Source organism: Streptomyces sp. NPDC029138 (assembly GCF_055564375.1).
The window spans coordinates 20327-35051 of the sequence record NZ_JBVHWM010000071.1 but is presented as its reverse complement, the minus strand read 5'-3'; the positions used below and the strand labels follow the sequence as shown (position 1 = coordinate 35051).

Here is a 14725-nt window from a genome sequence, read left to right as displayed (position 1 = left end):
CGGCGGCTTCGGCACACGTGTCCGGGGCCGCCACGGTGTTTCCACCGGCCGTCACCGTCCCCGGCCCTGCCCGGCGGACGCGTCCCCGGTGCCGGAATTCCCGTGGAGCAGGGCTTCGACGGAAGCGGTGAGGTGCGCGGTCAGTTGGTCCGCGCTCATCTCTGCCAGGGCTCCGGCGCGTACGACGTACCGGCTGAACGTGACGCCGACCAGCAAGGCGGCGACGAACGGCAGCCGGTGCCGCAGGTCGTGCTCGTCCAGGAGCCGGCGGTACACCTCGTCGGTACGTTCCTGCATCGCCACGTACAGGGCGGCGGCGCTGCCGGTGTCGTCGGCGGCGCTGCGCAGCAGCGCCACGAACGTGTCGTTGCCGTCGGCGCTCTCCATGCGCTGTACGTAGCCACGGGCGATGCGGGCCGCGAGCGGCTCCCGGGTGTCCTCGGCCAGGGCGTCGATGTCCCGGGTGCCCGGGACAGCCGCCAGGAACAGGCTCTCCTTGCTGCCGAAATGGCGCAGCACCGATCCGTGGGTGACGCCGGCACGCCGGGCGATGTCCCGCAGGGTGGCCCGGTGGTAGCCGCGCTCGGCGAAGGCCTGTGAGGCGGCCTCCAGAATGGCCCGTCGGTGCAGTTCCGGGTTGCGCGTACGGCGGGGCGGCGCGGGCGGGTCGGTGTCGGGTGCGGCCATGGACCGAGCCTACCGTCGCGGTCGTTCCCGGCGCCGTCGCCGGCCGCTTCCCCGCCGGCTCAGTGCAGTTCCGTGAGGGTCCCGAGGCGGGCGAGCGGTTCGCCGCCGGGCAGCGCGATGCGCGAGTGCACCCGCCCGCGTTCGAAGTCCTCCAGGTGGAGCACCCTGGCACCGCGTCGCTCCTGCCAGGACGTGAGGTAGACGTGGGGGCGGACCTCCGCCACCGTGGTGGTCACGGTTTCGGTGTGCCCGTCGGGAAGTACGCCCCCTCCGTCGACGACGGTGAGGTCCATCGTCGCATCGGCGACGTAGTGCATCTCGAAGGTGAGGATGCCGAGGTCCACGAAGTAGCGGTGGCCGTTCTGCCGGTGTGACATGTCGCGCCTTTCAGCAACGTTCGCTTCGATACGGCCAACCCTTCCTCCTTCCCGCCGCCCGGGCATCGGTCATCCGACCGAAGCGCGGCGGTCGGTCCGCCCCGGTTGGTCCGCCGTGCGTACCGGGAGCGCGAGCAGGCCACGCGAGCGCATGGACGGGCGCCGGCGCAGGTCGTGCGGGGGCACGGCGAGCGAGAGGCCGGGGAAGCGGTCGAAGAGCGCGGTGAGCGCGATGCCCGTCTCCATGCGGGCCAGCGGAGCGCCGAGGCAGTAGTGGATGCCGTGTCCCAGCGCCAGGTGCCCGGTGGCGTCACGTCCGAGGTCCAGCCGGGCGGGGCCGGTGAAGCGGCGCGGGTCGCGGTGCGCGGCGGCGAGCGACAGCAGGACCGTCTCACCGGCCGGGACGGTGACCCCGCCGATGACGATGTCCTCGGTGGGGAAGCGGCGGATCGCCAGGGGTACCGGACCGTCGTAGCGCGCCAGTTCCTCGACCGCCCGGTCCAGCAGACCGGCATCGGCCCGCAGCGCAGCCAGCTGGTCCGGGTGGGCGAGCAGTGCCGCGACCGCGTTGCCGATCAGGTGCACCGTGTTCTCGTACCCCGCGACGAGGATGAGGAAGGCCAGCGACATCAGCTCGTCCTCGCTGAGCCGGTCCTCCTCGTCGCGCACGGCGATCAGGGCGGACAGCAGGTCGTCGGCCGGACGGGCACGCTTGTCGGCGATCAGCCGGGTGAAGAAGGACAGCAGCCGGCCGACGGCCTCCCTGGCCCGATCCGGCCGCGTCGGGTCGGGTGCGACCAGGGCGTCGGTCCAGGCGCGGAAGTCGGGGCGCTCGGCCTGGGGCACGCCGAGGAGGTCGCAGATGACGATGATCGGCAGCGGGGCGGCGTAGGACGGGATCAGGTCGGCCTCGTCCTGTCCCGACAGGGAGTCGAGCAGCCGGTCCGCGGTGCGCCGGATCGGCACCCTGAGCGCTTCGACGTGCCGGGGGGTGAACACCTTGGACACCATGCGCCGGATACGTGTGTGGTCCGGCGGGTCCATGTTGAGGAGGTTGGCGTCCAGCGCGGGCGGCAGGGCCATGCCCCGGTAGCCGCCCGGAGTCGCGTTGCGCTTGTCCAGGGAAAGCCGGGGATCGGCGAGCGCCTGGCGGACGTCGTCGTACCGTGTGACCAGCCACGCGGGAAGGCCGTCCGTGCCGGTGATCCGGTGGACCGGTCCCTCCTCGCGCAGCCGGCCGTAGACGGCGTAGGGGTCCTGGAACAGCTCACCGGAATCAACGGCTGACGGCGGAGGGGCAGTTGGGTTGCTCATTGCGACAGCTAAGCAGATCCGGTGACGCGCGAGCCGGACACCCCTCGCGGACGGCCGGATTCCCGGCCCGCTGCGGATGTCAGGAGCACCGAGGCAGGTGCGGGTCTCTTCGGGCGGGCCGTTTCCCCGACGGGTCCGGCTGCCGGCCTGGCTGCCTGCCCGCCGACAAGGGACGTCCACTCCCGACTGGTCCGCCACCATGCGGGCCGCCCTGGAAGCGGCGTTCAGGGCCGAGCACGTGGAGGACATGGCGCGGACCCATCACGGCCTGGCCGGCGCCCTGCGTCACCTCGGTGACCTGCCCGGTGCGCTGCGCCACCTGGAACGCGCACGTCGCCGAACAACCGCGCTCCACCGCCGACCTGGCACACGTCCCGCGGAACATCGGGCTCGTGCATCACACCCAGGGGGACCACCTTCGTGCCCTGCGCCATCTGGAAGCGGCCCTGGACCTGCTGAGCGGGCCCGAGCCGGGGCCGCTCAAGGCCACGATCCTGTCATGGCCGGGATGGCCCGGATGGAACTCGGTGACCCGGAGGTGGCCCTGCGGCTGCTGCGCACCGCTGTCGCGATCTTCCGCGACCTGCGCGACCTCAACGGTGAGGACTGACCCTGACGGTCATCGGACAGGTGTTCCGCCAGCAAGGCGACTTCGCGCGGTCGGCCTCTTGCTACGAGCGGGGCATCGAACTGCTGCGGCCGGCCGGCAGCCGGGCGAACGTCGCGGAGGAGCTGATGGCGGTCGGCGACATGCGGCTCGATGCCCGGGACGCGGCCGCAGCCGGCGGGCCTGGACCGACGCCCTCAGGAGCCTGGACGATCCGGACCTGCCGCTGGCCATGCAGGCCAAGGAGAAACTGGCCGGGCTCGACGCGGTGGAGGAATGGCGGGGCGCGGCCCCGGTCAGCGGGGGAGCGGCATCGGTCATTTGACTGCCCGGGGGGTTCCCGGGCCGTGCCGGGACCGCCGCCGACGGCCCCGGTGCCGCGTCGACGGACCGAAGTGTGTCCTCGTCAGCGTGAAACGCACGGGGTACCGCGAGGGGCGGACCATGTGTGCCAGCCTGCTGCGCGGGCCTCGATGCGGGCCGGGACCAAGAGATAAGTCGTTAGACAGATTCGGCCGTGCCCGCCACCGGGAGACGGTTGGTGCGTCGCCCGGCGGTGCGGTTCCCCCGCGCCGCCCCACACTTGAAAGGCCACCACCATGCCGTACATCACCGTGGGCCAGGAGAACAGCACCGACATCGAGCTGTACTACGAGGACCACGGAACCGGCCGTCCGGTCGTCCTCATCCACGGCTTCCCCCTCGACGGACACTCCTGGGAGAAGCAGACCGCGGCCCTCCTCGACGCCGGTTACCGCGTCATCACCTACGACCGCCGCGGCTTCGGCCAGTCCAGCCAGCCCACCACCGGCTACGACTACGACACCTTCGCCGCCGACCTCAACACCGTGCTGGAGACCCTCGACCTCCACGGCGTCACCCTCGTCGGCTTCTCCATGGGCACCGGAGAGGTCGGCCGCTACCTCGGCACCTACGGCTCCGCCCGCATCGCCAAGGCCGCCTTCCTCGCCTCCCTCGAGCCCTTCCTCCTCAAGACCGACGACAACCCCGTCGGCGCCGCCCCCGTCGAGTTCTTCCAGGGCATCTCGGACACGGCCAAGAGCGACCGCTACGCCTACTACACCGACTTCTACCGCGACTTCTACAACCTCGACGAGAACCTCGGCACCCGCATCAGCGAAGAAGCCGTCCGCAACAGCTGGAGCGTCGCGGCCGCCGGCGGCTCCCACGCCGCCTCCGCCGCACCCCTGACCTGGTTCACCGACTTCCGCGAGGACCTCCCCAAGATCACCGTCCCCACCCTGATCCTGCACGGCACCGCCGACAGGATCCTGCCCATCGACTCCACCGCCCGCCCCTTCCACAAGGCCCTCCCCCACGCCGACTACGTCGAGGTCGACGGCGCCCCCCACGGCCTGCTCTGGACCCACGCCCAGGAAGTCAACGACGCCCTCCTCACCTTCCTCGCCAAGTAATCACAGCCAGTGCGACGGTGGCCCCACTCCAGCGAGGCCAGGGGTGCGGGCCACCCGGGCACACCACCAGGTCGTACCCGAGGCGGCGCCGGCGGGCAGGGGAACACCTGCCGGTCTGTCGTCGACCACGTCGAATGACAGATGTCAGGGACCTCACACGTGTCTAGGTTGGAATGGTCTCTCTGCCCGGGACCCCCGGCCCGTCTGGTCGTGCGGCCCCCTCGGCGGTCCCGGTGCCGGGCGGGAAGGCCATCGAACCAACCGGAGACACGGCATGAAGCCGGACACCCACCCCTGCCGGCGGCGCGCGGCCGCGCCGGCTCGTGTGCCGGGTGTCCCCGTCGACGGCGGACCCGCGAGCCGAAGAGAGGAACGAGCCGATGACGACCACTTCTTCCCCGTACCGGGGCACGTGGGCCGACGCGGCCCCGCGTTCCTCCTCGGCGCCGGACGGCGCCCGGCACGCCGAGCCGGCCGGCAGGGGTGGCGACCTCGACACCTGCTGGCGCGCCCTCGGCCGGGGCGCGCAGGGCCGGGGTGCCGCGGTGGTGGTGCGGGGCGAGGCGGGATCCGGCAAGAGCACGCTTCTGCGGAGCGTCGCGGACCGGGCGGCCGGCGACGGGTGGCGGGTACTGCGTGTGTCCGGCGGCGACGCGCGCGCCAGGGGTGCCTTCGGCGCGTTCGAATCCTTGGCCGGCGAACTGCTCGCTTTGGCCGTCGGACTGCCCGACCTGCTGTGCACGGCTCTGAGGAGGGCGCTGAGCGGAGACCCGGCCCCGGACGCGCTGTCCACGTACGCGGCACTGCGGCAGGTGCTGGCGTCCGCGGCACAGCACGGTCCCGTTCTGCTGGTCGTCGACGACTGCCATCTGCTCGACACCGCCTCGGCCCGAGCCGTCACGTTCCTCACCAACCGGCTGCCGGGTACGGCCGTCGCCGTACTGGCGGCCACGGCGGTCGATGTCCACGACCCCTTCGACGGGTGCGAGATCACGGAGGTCTCGTTGTCCGGTCTGGACCGGCACCGGGCCGGGCGCCTGCTGGCGGATCGTTCCCCGGGCCTCGCCGCGGTGGTGCGTGCCGCGGTGATCTCGGCGGCGCAGGGCAATCCACTGGCCCTGCTCAGCCTTTCCGACGCGCTGACCCCGGCGCAACGCGACGGCAGCGCGCCCCTGCCCGATCCCCTGCCGGCGGGCCCGCTGCTGGACGGCAGGCTGGGCGGACTGTTCCGGTCGCTGCCGTCGTCCACCCGCGATCTCCTGGCGCTTCTCGCCCTGACCGAGGCGGGCATGAGCACGATGGATCTCGCGCACGCGGCGGAGCGGCTCGGCACGGGTCTCGACGCCCTCGACCCGGCGGAGAAGGCAGGGCTCGTCCGCGGTGACCGTACGGTGCGCTTCACGCGCCGCTTCCTCCGGACTCTGGCGTACTCCACGGCGTCGCCGGCCGCGCGGCGGCGGGCCCACACCGCCTGGACGAACCTCGGCCTGGCGCTGTGGAGCACGCCGGCGGCCGACGGAACGCATACCGCCCGGGGCACCGACGCGAGCGCGTCCTTCGACCGGCTCGCCCGGGCGGCGGCGGCCAGGGGGCAGTGGAGCGCCGCGCTGCGCGCGTGGCAGCGGGCCGCCGACGCCGGCTCGGACCCGGCGGGCCGTTCGCGCAGGTACGCGGCGGCGGCGACCATGGCCCTGCGCTGCGGCCGCCCGGGCCTCGCGATGGCGCTGAGCCGTCAGGCGCAAGGGGGCCGGGAGCCGGCGCTGGACCGCACCGTCAGCATGGTCCAGGCGAGCGCTGGGTTCGACACCGCCTTCACCGCCGAGACGAACCGGGCGTCCCTCTCCTCGGCTCTGACACATGGCCAGGTGCTCGGGTCCGACGGGCGTGAGTGGGCCGCCTTCCAGTTGGCCCTGCTCGGCTCGCTGACCCATCGGCCCGGCCCGGCACGCCAGGCGCTGGACTGGCTGGGCGCGCAGCCGGCGCCCAGCGCGGCGCTGCGCACGGCCGTACTCGCCCATCTGGATCCGGTGGGCCGGCTCCAGGAGATCAGGTCCGGTCTGGCCGCGGCCGCCGGTCCGGCGGCCGCGGGGGCCGCTCGCTCGAACGCGCGGGAACTGACCTGGCTGGCGGACGCGGCCTGGCGCATCGACGACATCGCGCTCAGCGAACACCTGACGGCGGCCGCCCTGCGGCGCGGCGGGCCGGAGGACCGTACTCATCTCTCGCATGCCTCCGCCCTCCAGGTCGCGCTGATGGTGGCGGCCGGACGGTGGTCGGAGGTGCACACCGTGGTGCCGGCGCGGCTGCGGGAGGCCGAGTGCGAGGGCCTGACCCGGTACGGCGTCTCGCTCAAGGCCCAACTGCTCCTGGTCTGCGCCTTCCAGGGGCGCGCCGAGCAGGCGGCCGAACTGCTGGCGGATGTCCGCCGGTGGGCTCGTGCGTACGACTCCCCCCACCATGGCCAGATCGCGTCCTACGCCGCGTACCTGCTCGCCGGGTCCGGCGCCGCCACGGCCGGCGGCGGGAGCCACGCGCCGCTGCCGTCCGGTCCGGTGAGTGACGTGGTGGCGCGCTATGCCTACGTGGACACCGTACGAGCCGCTCTGGCCCGCGGCCGGACGACACTGGCCCGGGCCCAGGCCGCGCGTGCGTCGTTGCACGGTCTCGAGGCGTTCTCGGCGGACATGCGGCTCGCGGTCCGCCACGGCCGGGCGCTCCTGGCCGCCCACGACGGCCGGAACAACACCGGAACGCTGTTCCGCGCCGCCGCCGAGGCGGCCCCGGCGGCCTCCCGCCCCTTCGCCCGCGGCAGGCTCGCCCTGGATCACGGGATATGGTTGAAGCGGCAACGGGAGACGGTCGGGGCGCGCGGTCAACTGCGGTACGCCTACGACGTGTTCACCCGGCTGGGAGCCACTCCCTGGCAGGAGTCCGCGCGTGCCGAACTGCGGGCGGTCGGCGTGAGCCTCCCGGGCCCGGGCGCCGTCGCGCACCTGGACCCGGGGCGCCCCGTCCTGACCGCTCAGGAACTGCGGATCGTCCGGATGGCCGCCCGCGGGCTGTCCAACCAGGAAATCGCGGACCGGCTGGCCGTCTCGCCACGGACGGTGGCTTCCCATCTGTACAAGGTGTTTCCGCGGCTGGGCGTCAGCTCCCGCCGGGAACTCGACCGTGCACTGCAGGAAATCGGTGATCACACATGACACGAAGCGCCGTCAAGGCACCGGTGCGGGCGCGTACGGGTCCGGCCGGCCGGTTGCGTCTGACGTCCGTGCCGGACGCGCCGACGATGAGGGCCCTGGGAGGGGGCGAGGACCGGGACGCCCTGCCGGTGACGCTCACCCTGACGGCGAGCGACGTGCTCACGGAGGAGGGCGCGCAGGCCTGCCTCCGTGGGGCGCCGGGTGTGCGGGTGGTGCCCTGGGAGGACCGGTACGGTGCCGACGTGGCGCTGGTACTGGCGCACAAGGTCTCCCTGGCGACGCTCAGACGTGTCGAGGAGGTGGCCGGGTCGGACCAGGGGCGGGGGATGCCGGTGCTGCTGGTGGTGGACTCGATCAGCGAGCGGCACCTGTTGTACGCGGTCGACCGCGGGGTGGTGGGTGTGCTGCTGCGCGGCGAGGTCGGTTACGCCGACATCGTGCGGGCGAGCCGCAGGGCCCTGCAAGGGGAGTCGCCGTTGCCGCCCACCCTGGTGCGCGCCCTGGTCGAGCGGTTGCGCTCGCTGCCCGGGGACCAGCCGGGCTCGTCCGGTCTGTCCGCCCGGGAGGTGGACGTCCTGCGACTGCTGGCCGAGGGGTTGAGCACCGCGGAGGTGGCGGGACGCCTCAACTACTCGGAACGCACGATCAAGAACGTGCTGCACGACGTCATCACCCGGCTGGGCCTGCGCAACCGGACGCAGGCGGTGGCCTACGCCATCCGCAACGGCGCACTGTGAGCGCGGTACCGCGGACGGACGGCCGTCGGGGCACGCCGTCGAGCGCGGCGCGACCCCGTAGAGGCCGAAACACTTCCGTGTCGTCTCCGCGCACAAGGCGATAACAGGCCGATGCCGCCTTGTGCCGTCCGACGGCACACCCGGCCGGCACGACCGCCCGCCGCCGGCGGGCCGTCAGGTCCTCGCGCGGTCCCCCGGAAGCGGTGTGCGGACGCGCGCCGGAGCACCGGGTCGGCGGCCCGCACGGCGGACTCGTCGCCGCCCCGGCCGGCGGACCCGGAGCCGACTCCCCCACGGCAGGATCACGCCAGAGCACTGGCGCACTCCACTACCCGCGGAGGCGGCGCATGCGAGCACTTTCCTACGACCCACAAGGTTTCCGGTCCGGCCCGCCCGGGCCGGACCGGGGGGCGAACCCGCCCGGCGGCGCCGACGGGACGGGCACGGACCAGGACGCGCTCCGTCCGGCTCCGCAGGCGCGATCGGCCCTGTTGGGCCGAGAGACGGAGATGCGCCTGCTGAAACGTTTCCTCTCGGATGCGCGGGCGTCGGCTGCCGCGCTGGTCGTACGCGGTGCCTCCGGCATCGGCAAGACGGCGCTGCTGGAGGAGGCCGCGCGACTGGCCGGAACCGGATTCACCCTGCTCGACGTCCGCGGCCTGCGGGCCGAAGCCGACCTCCCGGCCGCCGCCGTCACCCGGATCCTGCTGCGGTGCGGGTCCGGCACCGGCCACTCCACCCCGCCCGGCGGAACCGACGACTGGCTTCCGGGGCACGGAGCGGCGAACGTGCCACACGACGCGGGGACGGTTCTGGCCCGGGCCCTCCACTCGGTGCGGACCACGGCGCGAAGACCCGTACTCCTGGTCCTCGACGACGCCCACTGGTTCGACGCCGAGTCGCTGGACGCCCTCGGCCACGCGCTGCCCCGGCTGGCCGGGAGCCGGGTGAGCGTGCTGCTGTCTGCCGATCCGGCGGCCGGACCCGCCGTCCTGCCCGGACTGCCGGGCCTCTCCCTGGGCCCGCTGGACCACCGGTCGAGCGCGCGGCTGCTGCACCGGCACGGCCCCGGCCTCTCTCCCTCCCTGCACGAACGCGTCCTGCGCGAGGCGTGCGGGCACCCGGCCGCTGTCGTGAGCCTCGCCTGGAACCTCCAGGTCCGCGAGGTGACGGCGGCGGCGCTGCTGGCTCCCGCCCTGCCGCTGGGGAAGCGCTTGCAGGAGAAGGTGACAGCCCGGTTCGACGCGCTCCCCCCGGCCGCCCGTGACTTCCTGCTGCTGACGGCCGAGGCGCACACCGACCGTCTGCCGACCCTGCGTGCCGCCGCGCGGGTGGCGGACGTACCCGCATGGGGGCTGACGGCGGCCGGAGAAGCGGGCCTGGTGACCGTCGACGGGGATTGGCTGCGGTTCAGCTGCCCCCTGCTGCGCTCCGCGCTGCACTGGAGCGCCTCGCTCGCGGAGCGACGGCGGATGAACCTCGCCCTGGCCGCCGTGCACACCGACGACGACTACCGGCACGCGCTGTACGTCACGGCCGTGACCGCACAGCCCGACGAGGCCACCGCGGCCGCGCTGGAGAAGGGAGCCACGAGGGACCCCGCTTCCGCCGCCACCGTCCTGGAGGCCGCCGCCGAACTGACGCCCGATCCCCGCCGCAGAACGCGGCGGCTGGTCCGGGCCGCGCAGGCGGCGGAGATCAGCGGACAGCCGGACGACGTACGAAGACTGCTGGACCTGATCAGCGACGCACTGGTCGACGACGCCCTGGTCGGCGGCGCTCCCGTGGACGCCTCGCTCGCGGCGGTCGTGGCGGCGCTGGAGGCCGGTGTCGCCTACCACAGCGACTCCGTGCCGGCCCACGCGCTGTCGCTCCTGCTGCGTTCGGCGACGGCGGAGACCGCCGGCTGGCCGCCGCCGTTCCTGCCGCTGACCGGCGCCCTCGCACCGGAGCTGTGCGAGCCGGTCGGGAGCGGAGCCGTCGGTCCGCTCTTGGAAGGGCTGCTGCGGAGGAACCCCGACCGCGCGGACTGCCCCCTCCTCGTCTCCGCGCTGTGCTGGACGGACCGCGGCACCCACTCCGCGACGGCCCGTGGGCTGCTGGCGGAAGCGGCACAGGCGGTGCGTGAAGGAACGTTCCCCCGGGACCCCGTCCGGGACGCGGCACTCGTCATCGCCGCGTCCGCGCTGGACGAGCCGGTCGCCGCCGAACAGTACGCCACACGCCTGCTCGCGCCGCTGACCACGCGCGGGCAGTTCGGCCTCGCCCTGATGGTGCTGGCCCATCTGCAGATCGCCCGCGTCCACCTCGGCGACCGCGACGGCCTCATGCAGGACGCGCGGACCGGCCTGCGCTGGGCGCGCTCCTCGGCCAACGCCCACGCGGAGATGGTGTTCGAGACCGGAGTGGCGCACGCGCGGGCCTGGACCGGCAACGAGGAGGGCCACCGCGAACTGACCGACCGCATCCTGGCCTTCGCACTCCCCCGCCGTCTGCACATGCTGGCCGCCCGCGCCCGCTGGGCGCGGGGACTGCTGGCCCTCGCCCGCGGCCGGCCGGAGGAAGCCTACGAGGAGCTGCGGATGCTGTCGGCCGCGGACGGAGACGCCCGTCACCCGGTCGTCGCGGCCTGGGCCCTGGGCGACCTGGTCACGGCCGGCGTCGCCACCGGGCACGCGGACGAGGCGCGTCGCCAGGTGGACCGGGTACGCGAGGCCAACCGGGCTGTCGGCTCAGCCCTCCTGCGGCACCTGATCGGACGCTCGGAAGCACTCCTCAGCGAAGGTCCGGACGCGGAACGGCACTTCTCGGCCACGCTCGCCGCACAGGACGACGCCCTGCGCTACGAGTCGGCACGCACGCATCTCGCCTTCGGTGAGTGGCTGCGCCGCCGGCGCCGGGTGCTGGACGCACGGCCCCACCTCCAGCGGGCCCGGGAGCTGTTCGGCACGCTCGGCGCGACCGCGTGGGAGCGGCGCGCGGCCTCCGAGCTGCTGGCCGCGGGCGAGACGGGGGACACGTCCCGTCCCGCATGGGCCGAGACGTACGACCTGACGCCCCGCGAGGCCGAGGTGACCCGCCTCGCGGCCGACGGGCTGTCGAACCAGCGGATCGGCTGGCAGCTGGGAATGAGCCCTCGCACGGTCGCGAGCCACCTGTCACACGTCTTCGCCAAGACAGGTGTGACCTCGCGCAAACACCTGCCCGCGGCGCTCCGCGACTGACGCCCGCGGCGACAAGCCGCATCGCCGCCTTGACAGGGAGAGTTCGATGAAGAAACCCTGGGCAGCGGAATGTGCACCCCTCACGCACCGGGTCTTGGCCCGCTCGCCGAGCGGGCCAAGACCCGGTGCTGGGCCGTCGCGGAAGCGGGAAACAGGTATGACCGACTGGCACAAGACAGCGTGCAGCCTCTGTTACGTCAACTGCGGTCTTGAGGTCGCGATCGACCAGCGTGCGATCACCCGCGTCCGCGGCGACAAGGAGAACCCGCGCACCCGGGGCTACCTCTGCCAGAAGGCGCAGCGGCTGACGTGGTACGGCGACCACCCGGACCGTCTCACCACACCGCTGCGCCGCCGCCCCGACGGCGGCCACGAGCCCGTGGACTGGGATACCGCGCTGACCGAGATCGCTGGGCGCCTGCGCGACATCCGGGACACCACCGAACCGGGAGGCCCCGGCGCGCTCGCCTACGTCGGCGGCGGGGGCCAGGGCAACCACTCCGGTGGTGCGTACGGGAACGCGCTGATGAGCTGGATGAACTCCACACGGTTCTTCGGCGCCCTGTCGCAGGAGAAGACCGGGGACTTCTGGGTCAACGGCAAACTGTTCGGCGGGCAGGTCTGCCACACGTCCGAGGGCGTCGAGGAGTGCGACCTCCTGGTGGCGATCGGCTGCAACCCGTGGCTGGCGCACGGTTTCAACCGGGCCCGCACCGAGGTGAACAGCATCAAGAACGACCCCGGCCGGAAGATGATCGTCATCGATCCGCGGCGTACCGAGACGGCGGATGCGGCCGACGTCCACCTGCCGTTGCGGCCCGGCACCGACGCCTACCTGCTGGGCGCGATCCTCGCCCTGATCGTGCGGCGCGGCGGCGCGGACGAGGCGTTCCTGCGGGAACACACCGAGGGCTACGAACAGGTCGCCGACGCCCTGCTCCGCATCCCCGTCGACGAGTGGATCGCCCAGGCCGAGGTGCCACGGTCGGAGGTGGAGCGGGCCGTGGAGCTGATCCTGGCCGCGCGGGCGATGACCGTCCGCGTCGAACTGGGCGTCCAGCAGGGGCGCAACTCCACGCTCAACAGCTACCTGGAGAAGCTGCTGTACCTGGTCACCGGGCACTTCGGCCGGCCGGGCACCAACGCCCTGCACTCCTGGCTGATCCCCTTGTGGAAGGAGTCCCACGGGGAGCGGTCGGAGATCACCGGGTTCGAGTACATCGGCGGCTACCTGCCCATGAACACCCTGGCCGAAGAGGTCCTCGCCGACCATCCGCACCGGGCCCGTGCCGTCTGGGTGGACTCGTCCAATCCGGCCAACACCGCGGCGGACACGGCGTCCGTCGAGCGCGCCCTCTCGGAATGTGAACTGTCGGTGGTCGTCGACATCGCCTACACGGAGACGGCGGCGCTGGCCGACTACGTCCTGCCCGCGGCCTCGCAGCACGAGAAGTGGGAGTGGACGTTCTTCGACTTCGAGTGGCCGACGAACTACTTCCAGCTCCGGCGGCCGCTGTTCACTCCGCTGCCGGGCACCCTGGTGGAGGCCGAGATCTACACCCGGCTCCTGGAGAAGCTCGGCGCCCTGCCGGACCGGGCGGAGCTGGACCGGCTCACGGAGCTGGCCCGCGCCGACCGGCCGAACCTGCTGCGGCACGCCGCCGCCACCCTGCGCGAGGCCCCGGGCATCGCCCCCGTCCTGCTGTACCGCACGCTCGGCCGTACGCTGCCCGACGGCGCGGCCTCCGCGGCGGTCCTGTGGCCCGGCTGCCACACCGCCGCGCACCGGCTGGGACCCGCCGTCCAACGGGCGCTGGACACCGAGGCGTCCGGGACCGCACTCGGCGAGGAACTCTTCGACCGCGTCCTGCGGTCACCGAGCGGTCTCGCCTTCAGCAAGCACGCCTACGACGAGGTGTGGAGCCTGATGCGCGGCGAACGCGTCACGCTCGCCGTGCCGGAACTGCTCACCTGGCTCACGTCCCTGGACCCGGCCGCCGACCGCCGCGACCCAGCGTTCCCGCTGTCCCTGATCAACGGCCAGCGCCGCAGCCACAACGCCAACCAGATCCTGCGCCCGCCCGCGTGGCGCAGGAGCGACCCGGACGGCGCGCTGCGCGCCCGCTCCGAGGACCTGTCCGCCGCCGGTGTCGCCCCGGGCGACTGGGTGGCCGTGGTGTCGAGGACCGGCCGCCTGGTCGCGCGGGCCGAGGCCGACGAGACGCTGCGGGCCGGGCAGGTGGCCCTGCCCCACGGCTTCGGCATGTCGGTCCCCGACGGCCGCGGTGGGCGTGTCACCCACGGCCCGCGGATCAATCTGCTCACCGACGCCACCGACCGCGACCCGATCGCCGGCACGCCGCACCACAAGGACATGCCGGTACGACTGGAGCGGCCGACGCCCGAGGAACGGGAGACCGCCCAGCGGGACAGCGACCGCGTGCACGCGCTGATGCGCACCTGACCGGCGGCGACGGCGGGCCTGGCACGGCACGGGTCTCGAGCCCCCTTCGGGGTGCGCGTCCCTGACGCCGCCGTCTCGGCGCCGGTCAGGCGTCCGTGGCCGGGAGCGTGTCCGTGCGCAGCCAGGGGGACGCGAAGTCCACGTGTTCGGCGCCGAGTCCGTGGGGCTCGTCGGTGTAGAACCGCAGCCGGACACCGTCGGGGTCGGGAACCACCAGGAGGTGGCCGACCAGGGCGACGATGACCGGTGAGTGCGGCACGCCGAGCGCGTCGAGGTGACGGATCCAGCCGTCGAGTTCGGCCCGGCCCGTCACCGTGAAGGTCAGCGGGTCGAAGCCGGCCAGCCGTCCGGCGGTCGCCGGGTCGAGACGCAGTTCCACGGGCACGGCCGCACCGGGGACGTCGAGGATGACGGCGAACAGCTCCCCGTCCCGGGTGACGTGGTCGAACTCCTCAAGGCGGCGTGCGCCCAGGACGGAGCCGTACCAGGCGATGCTCCGCTCCAGATCGGACACGGGAATCTTGATGTGGTGCAGGCCCCGCACCACGGGTCGGGCGGACATATGGAACACACTCCTCGGATACACGTGCCCCGCTGTCAGGGGCACCACCGAACATACTCCTCGGGCATGTGGAACCGTTCGTGCACGCACACTGTCCTCGCGTGCACATGTGCG

Annotated in this window: 9 protein-coding genes; 5 read left to right on the top strand and 4 right to left on the bottom strand. The window is 73.3% G+C overall.

The window, feature by feature from the left end; translation table 11 throughout:
* Nucleotides 1-51: 51 nt before the first annotated feature.
* The 3 genes from ACZ4WH_RS36450 to ACZ4WH_RS36440 all read right to left on the bottom strand — a co-directional run bounded on the left by ACZ4WH_RS36450 (nucleotide 52) and on the right by ACZ4WH_RS36440 (nucleotide 2378).
* Nucleotides 52-687, bottom strand: coding sequence for a TetR/AcrR family transcriptional regulator (locus ACZ4WH_RS36450; protein ID WP_468188983.1), 636 nt, complete (start codon nucleotides 685-687; stop codon nucleotides 52-54).
* 59 nt (nucleotides 688-746) lie between these two features.
* A complete protein-coding gene (locus ACZ4WH_RS36445; protein ID WP_468188980.1) occupies nucleotides 747-1064 on the bottom strand; it encodes a MoaF-related domain-containing protein in 318 nt (105 codons plus the stop codon).
* 69 nt (nucleotides 1065-1133) lie between these two features.
* Nucleotides 1134-2378 carry a cytochrome P450 family protein gene (locus ACZ4WH_RS36440; protein WP_468188978.1) on the bottom strand — a complete coding sequence of 415 codons (1245 nt, stop codon included), beginning with the start codon at nucleotides 2376-2378 and terminating at the stop codon, nucleotides 1134-1136.
* 1206 nt (nucleotides 2379-3584) lie between these two features.
* Here ACZ4WH_RS36440 and ACZ4WH_RS36435 point away from each other — a divergent pair.
* From ACZ4WH_RS36435 to ACZ4WH_RS36415, 5 genes are all read left to right on the top strand, one after another.
* A complete protein-coding gene (locus ACZ4WH_RS36435) occupies nucleotides 3585-4421 on the top strand; it encodes an alpha/beta fold hydrolase (RefSeq protein WP_468188976.1) in 837 nt (278 codons plus the stop codon).
* 380 nt (nucleotides 4422-4801) lie between these two features.
* Complete coding sequence (locus ACZ4WH_RS36430; protein ID WP_468188974.1) at nucleotides 4802-7624, top strand: helix-turn-helix transcriptional regulator; 2823 nt, start codon at nucleotides 4802-4804, stop codon at nucleotides 7622-7624.
* Entirely contained in the window at nucleotides 7621-8361 is a 741-nt protein-coding gene (locus tag ACZ4WH_RS36425; protein WP_468188972.1) for a helix-turn-helix transcriptional regulator, read from the top strand. Before ACZ4WH_RS36430 ends, ACZ4WH_RS36425 begins: the two co-directional genes overlap by 4 nt.
* A 347-nt stretch (nucleotides 8362-8708) precedes the next feature.
* Complete coding sequence (locus tag ACZ4WH_RS36420) at nucleotides 8709-11585, top strand: helix-turn-helix transcriptional regulator (protein WP_468188970.1); 2877 nt, start codon at nucleotides 8709-8711, stop codon at nucleotides 11583-11585.
* 157 nt (nucleotides 11586-11742) lie between these two features.
* A complete protein-coding gene (locus ACZ4WH_RS36415) occupies nucleotides 11743-14049 on the top strand; it encodes a molybdopterin-dependent oxidoreductase (protein WP_468188968.1) in 2307 nt (768 codons plus the stop codon).
* Between the two features lie 85 nt (nucleotides 14050-14134).
* Here ACZ4WH_RS36415 and ACZ4WH_RS36410 read toward each other — a convergent pair whose 3' ends face one another.
* The gene (locus ACZ4WH_RS36410; RefSeq protein WP_468188966.1) at nucleotides 14135-14611 is read right to left on the bottom strand and encodes a VOC family protein; all 477 of its coding nucleotides are present in this window, start codon (nucleotides 14609-14611) and stop codon (nucleotides 14135-14137) included.
* Nucleotides 14612-14725 lie beyond the last annotated feature (114 nt).

What these genes read in the sequence shown, in the direction of transcription:
- ACZ4WH_RS36430 (WP_468188974.1), top strand. Translation starts at nt 4,802, where the DNA reads ATGACGACCACTTCTTCCCCGTACCGGGGCACGTGGGCCGACGCGGCC.
- ACZ4WH_RS36450 (WP_468188983.1), bottom strand. Translation starts at nt 687, where the DNA reads ATGGCCGCACCCGACACCGACCCGCCCGCGCCGCCCCGCCGTACGCGC.
- ACZ4WH_RS36445 (WP_468188980.1), bottom strand. Translation starts at nt 1,064, where the DNA reads ATGTCACACCGGCAGAACGGCCACCGCTACTTCGTGGACCTCGGCATC.
- ACZ4WH_RS36440 (WP_468188978.1), bottom strand. Translation starts at nt 2,378, where the DNA reads ATGAGCAACCCAACTGCCCCTCCGCCGTCAGCCGTTGATTCCGGTGAG.
- ACZ4WH_RS36420 (WP_468188970.1), top strand. Translation starts at nt 8,709, where the DNA reads ATGCGAGCACTTTCCTACGACCCACAAGGTTTCCGGTCCGGCCCGCCC.
- ACZ4WH_RS36435 (WP_468188976.1), top strand. Translation starts at nt 3,585, where the DNA reads ATGCCGTACATCACCGTGGGCCAGGAGAACAGCACCGACATCGAGCTG.
- ACZ4WH_RS36410 (WP_468188966.1), bottom strand. Translation starts at nt 14,611, where the DNA reads ATGTCCGCCCGACCCGTGGTGCGGGGCCTGCACCACATCAAGATTCCC.
- ACZ4WH_RS36415 (WP_468188968.1), top strand. Translation starts at nt 11,743, where the DNA reads ATGACCGACTGGCACAAGACAGCGTGCAGCCTCTGTTACGTCAACTGC.
- ACZ4WH_RS36425 (WP_468188972.1), top strand. Translation starts at nt 7,621, where the DNA reads ATGACACGAAGCGCCGTCAAGGCACCGGTGCGGGCGCGTACGGGTCCG.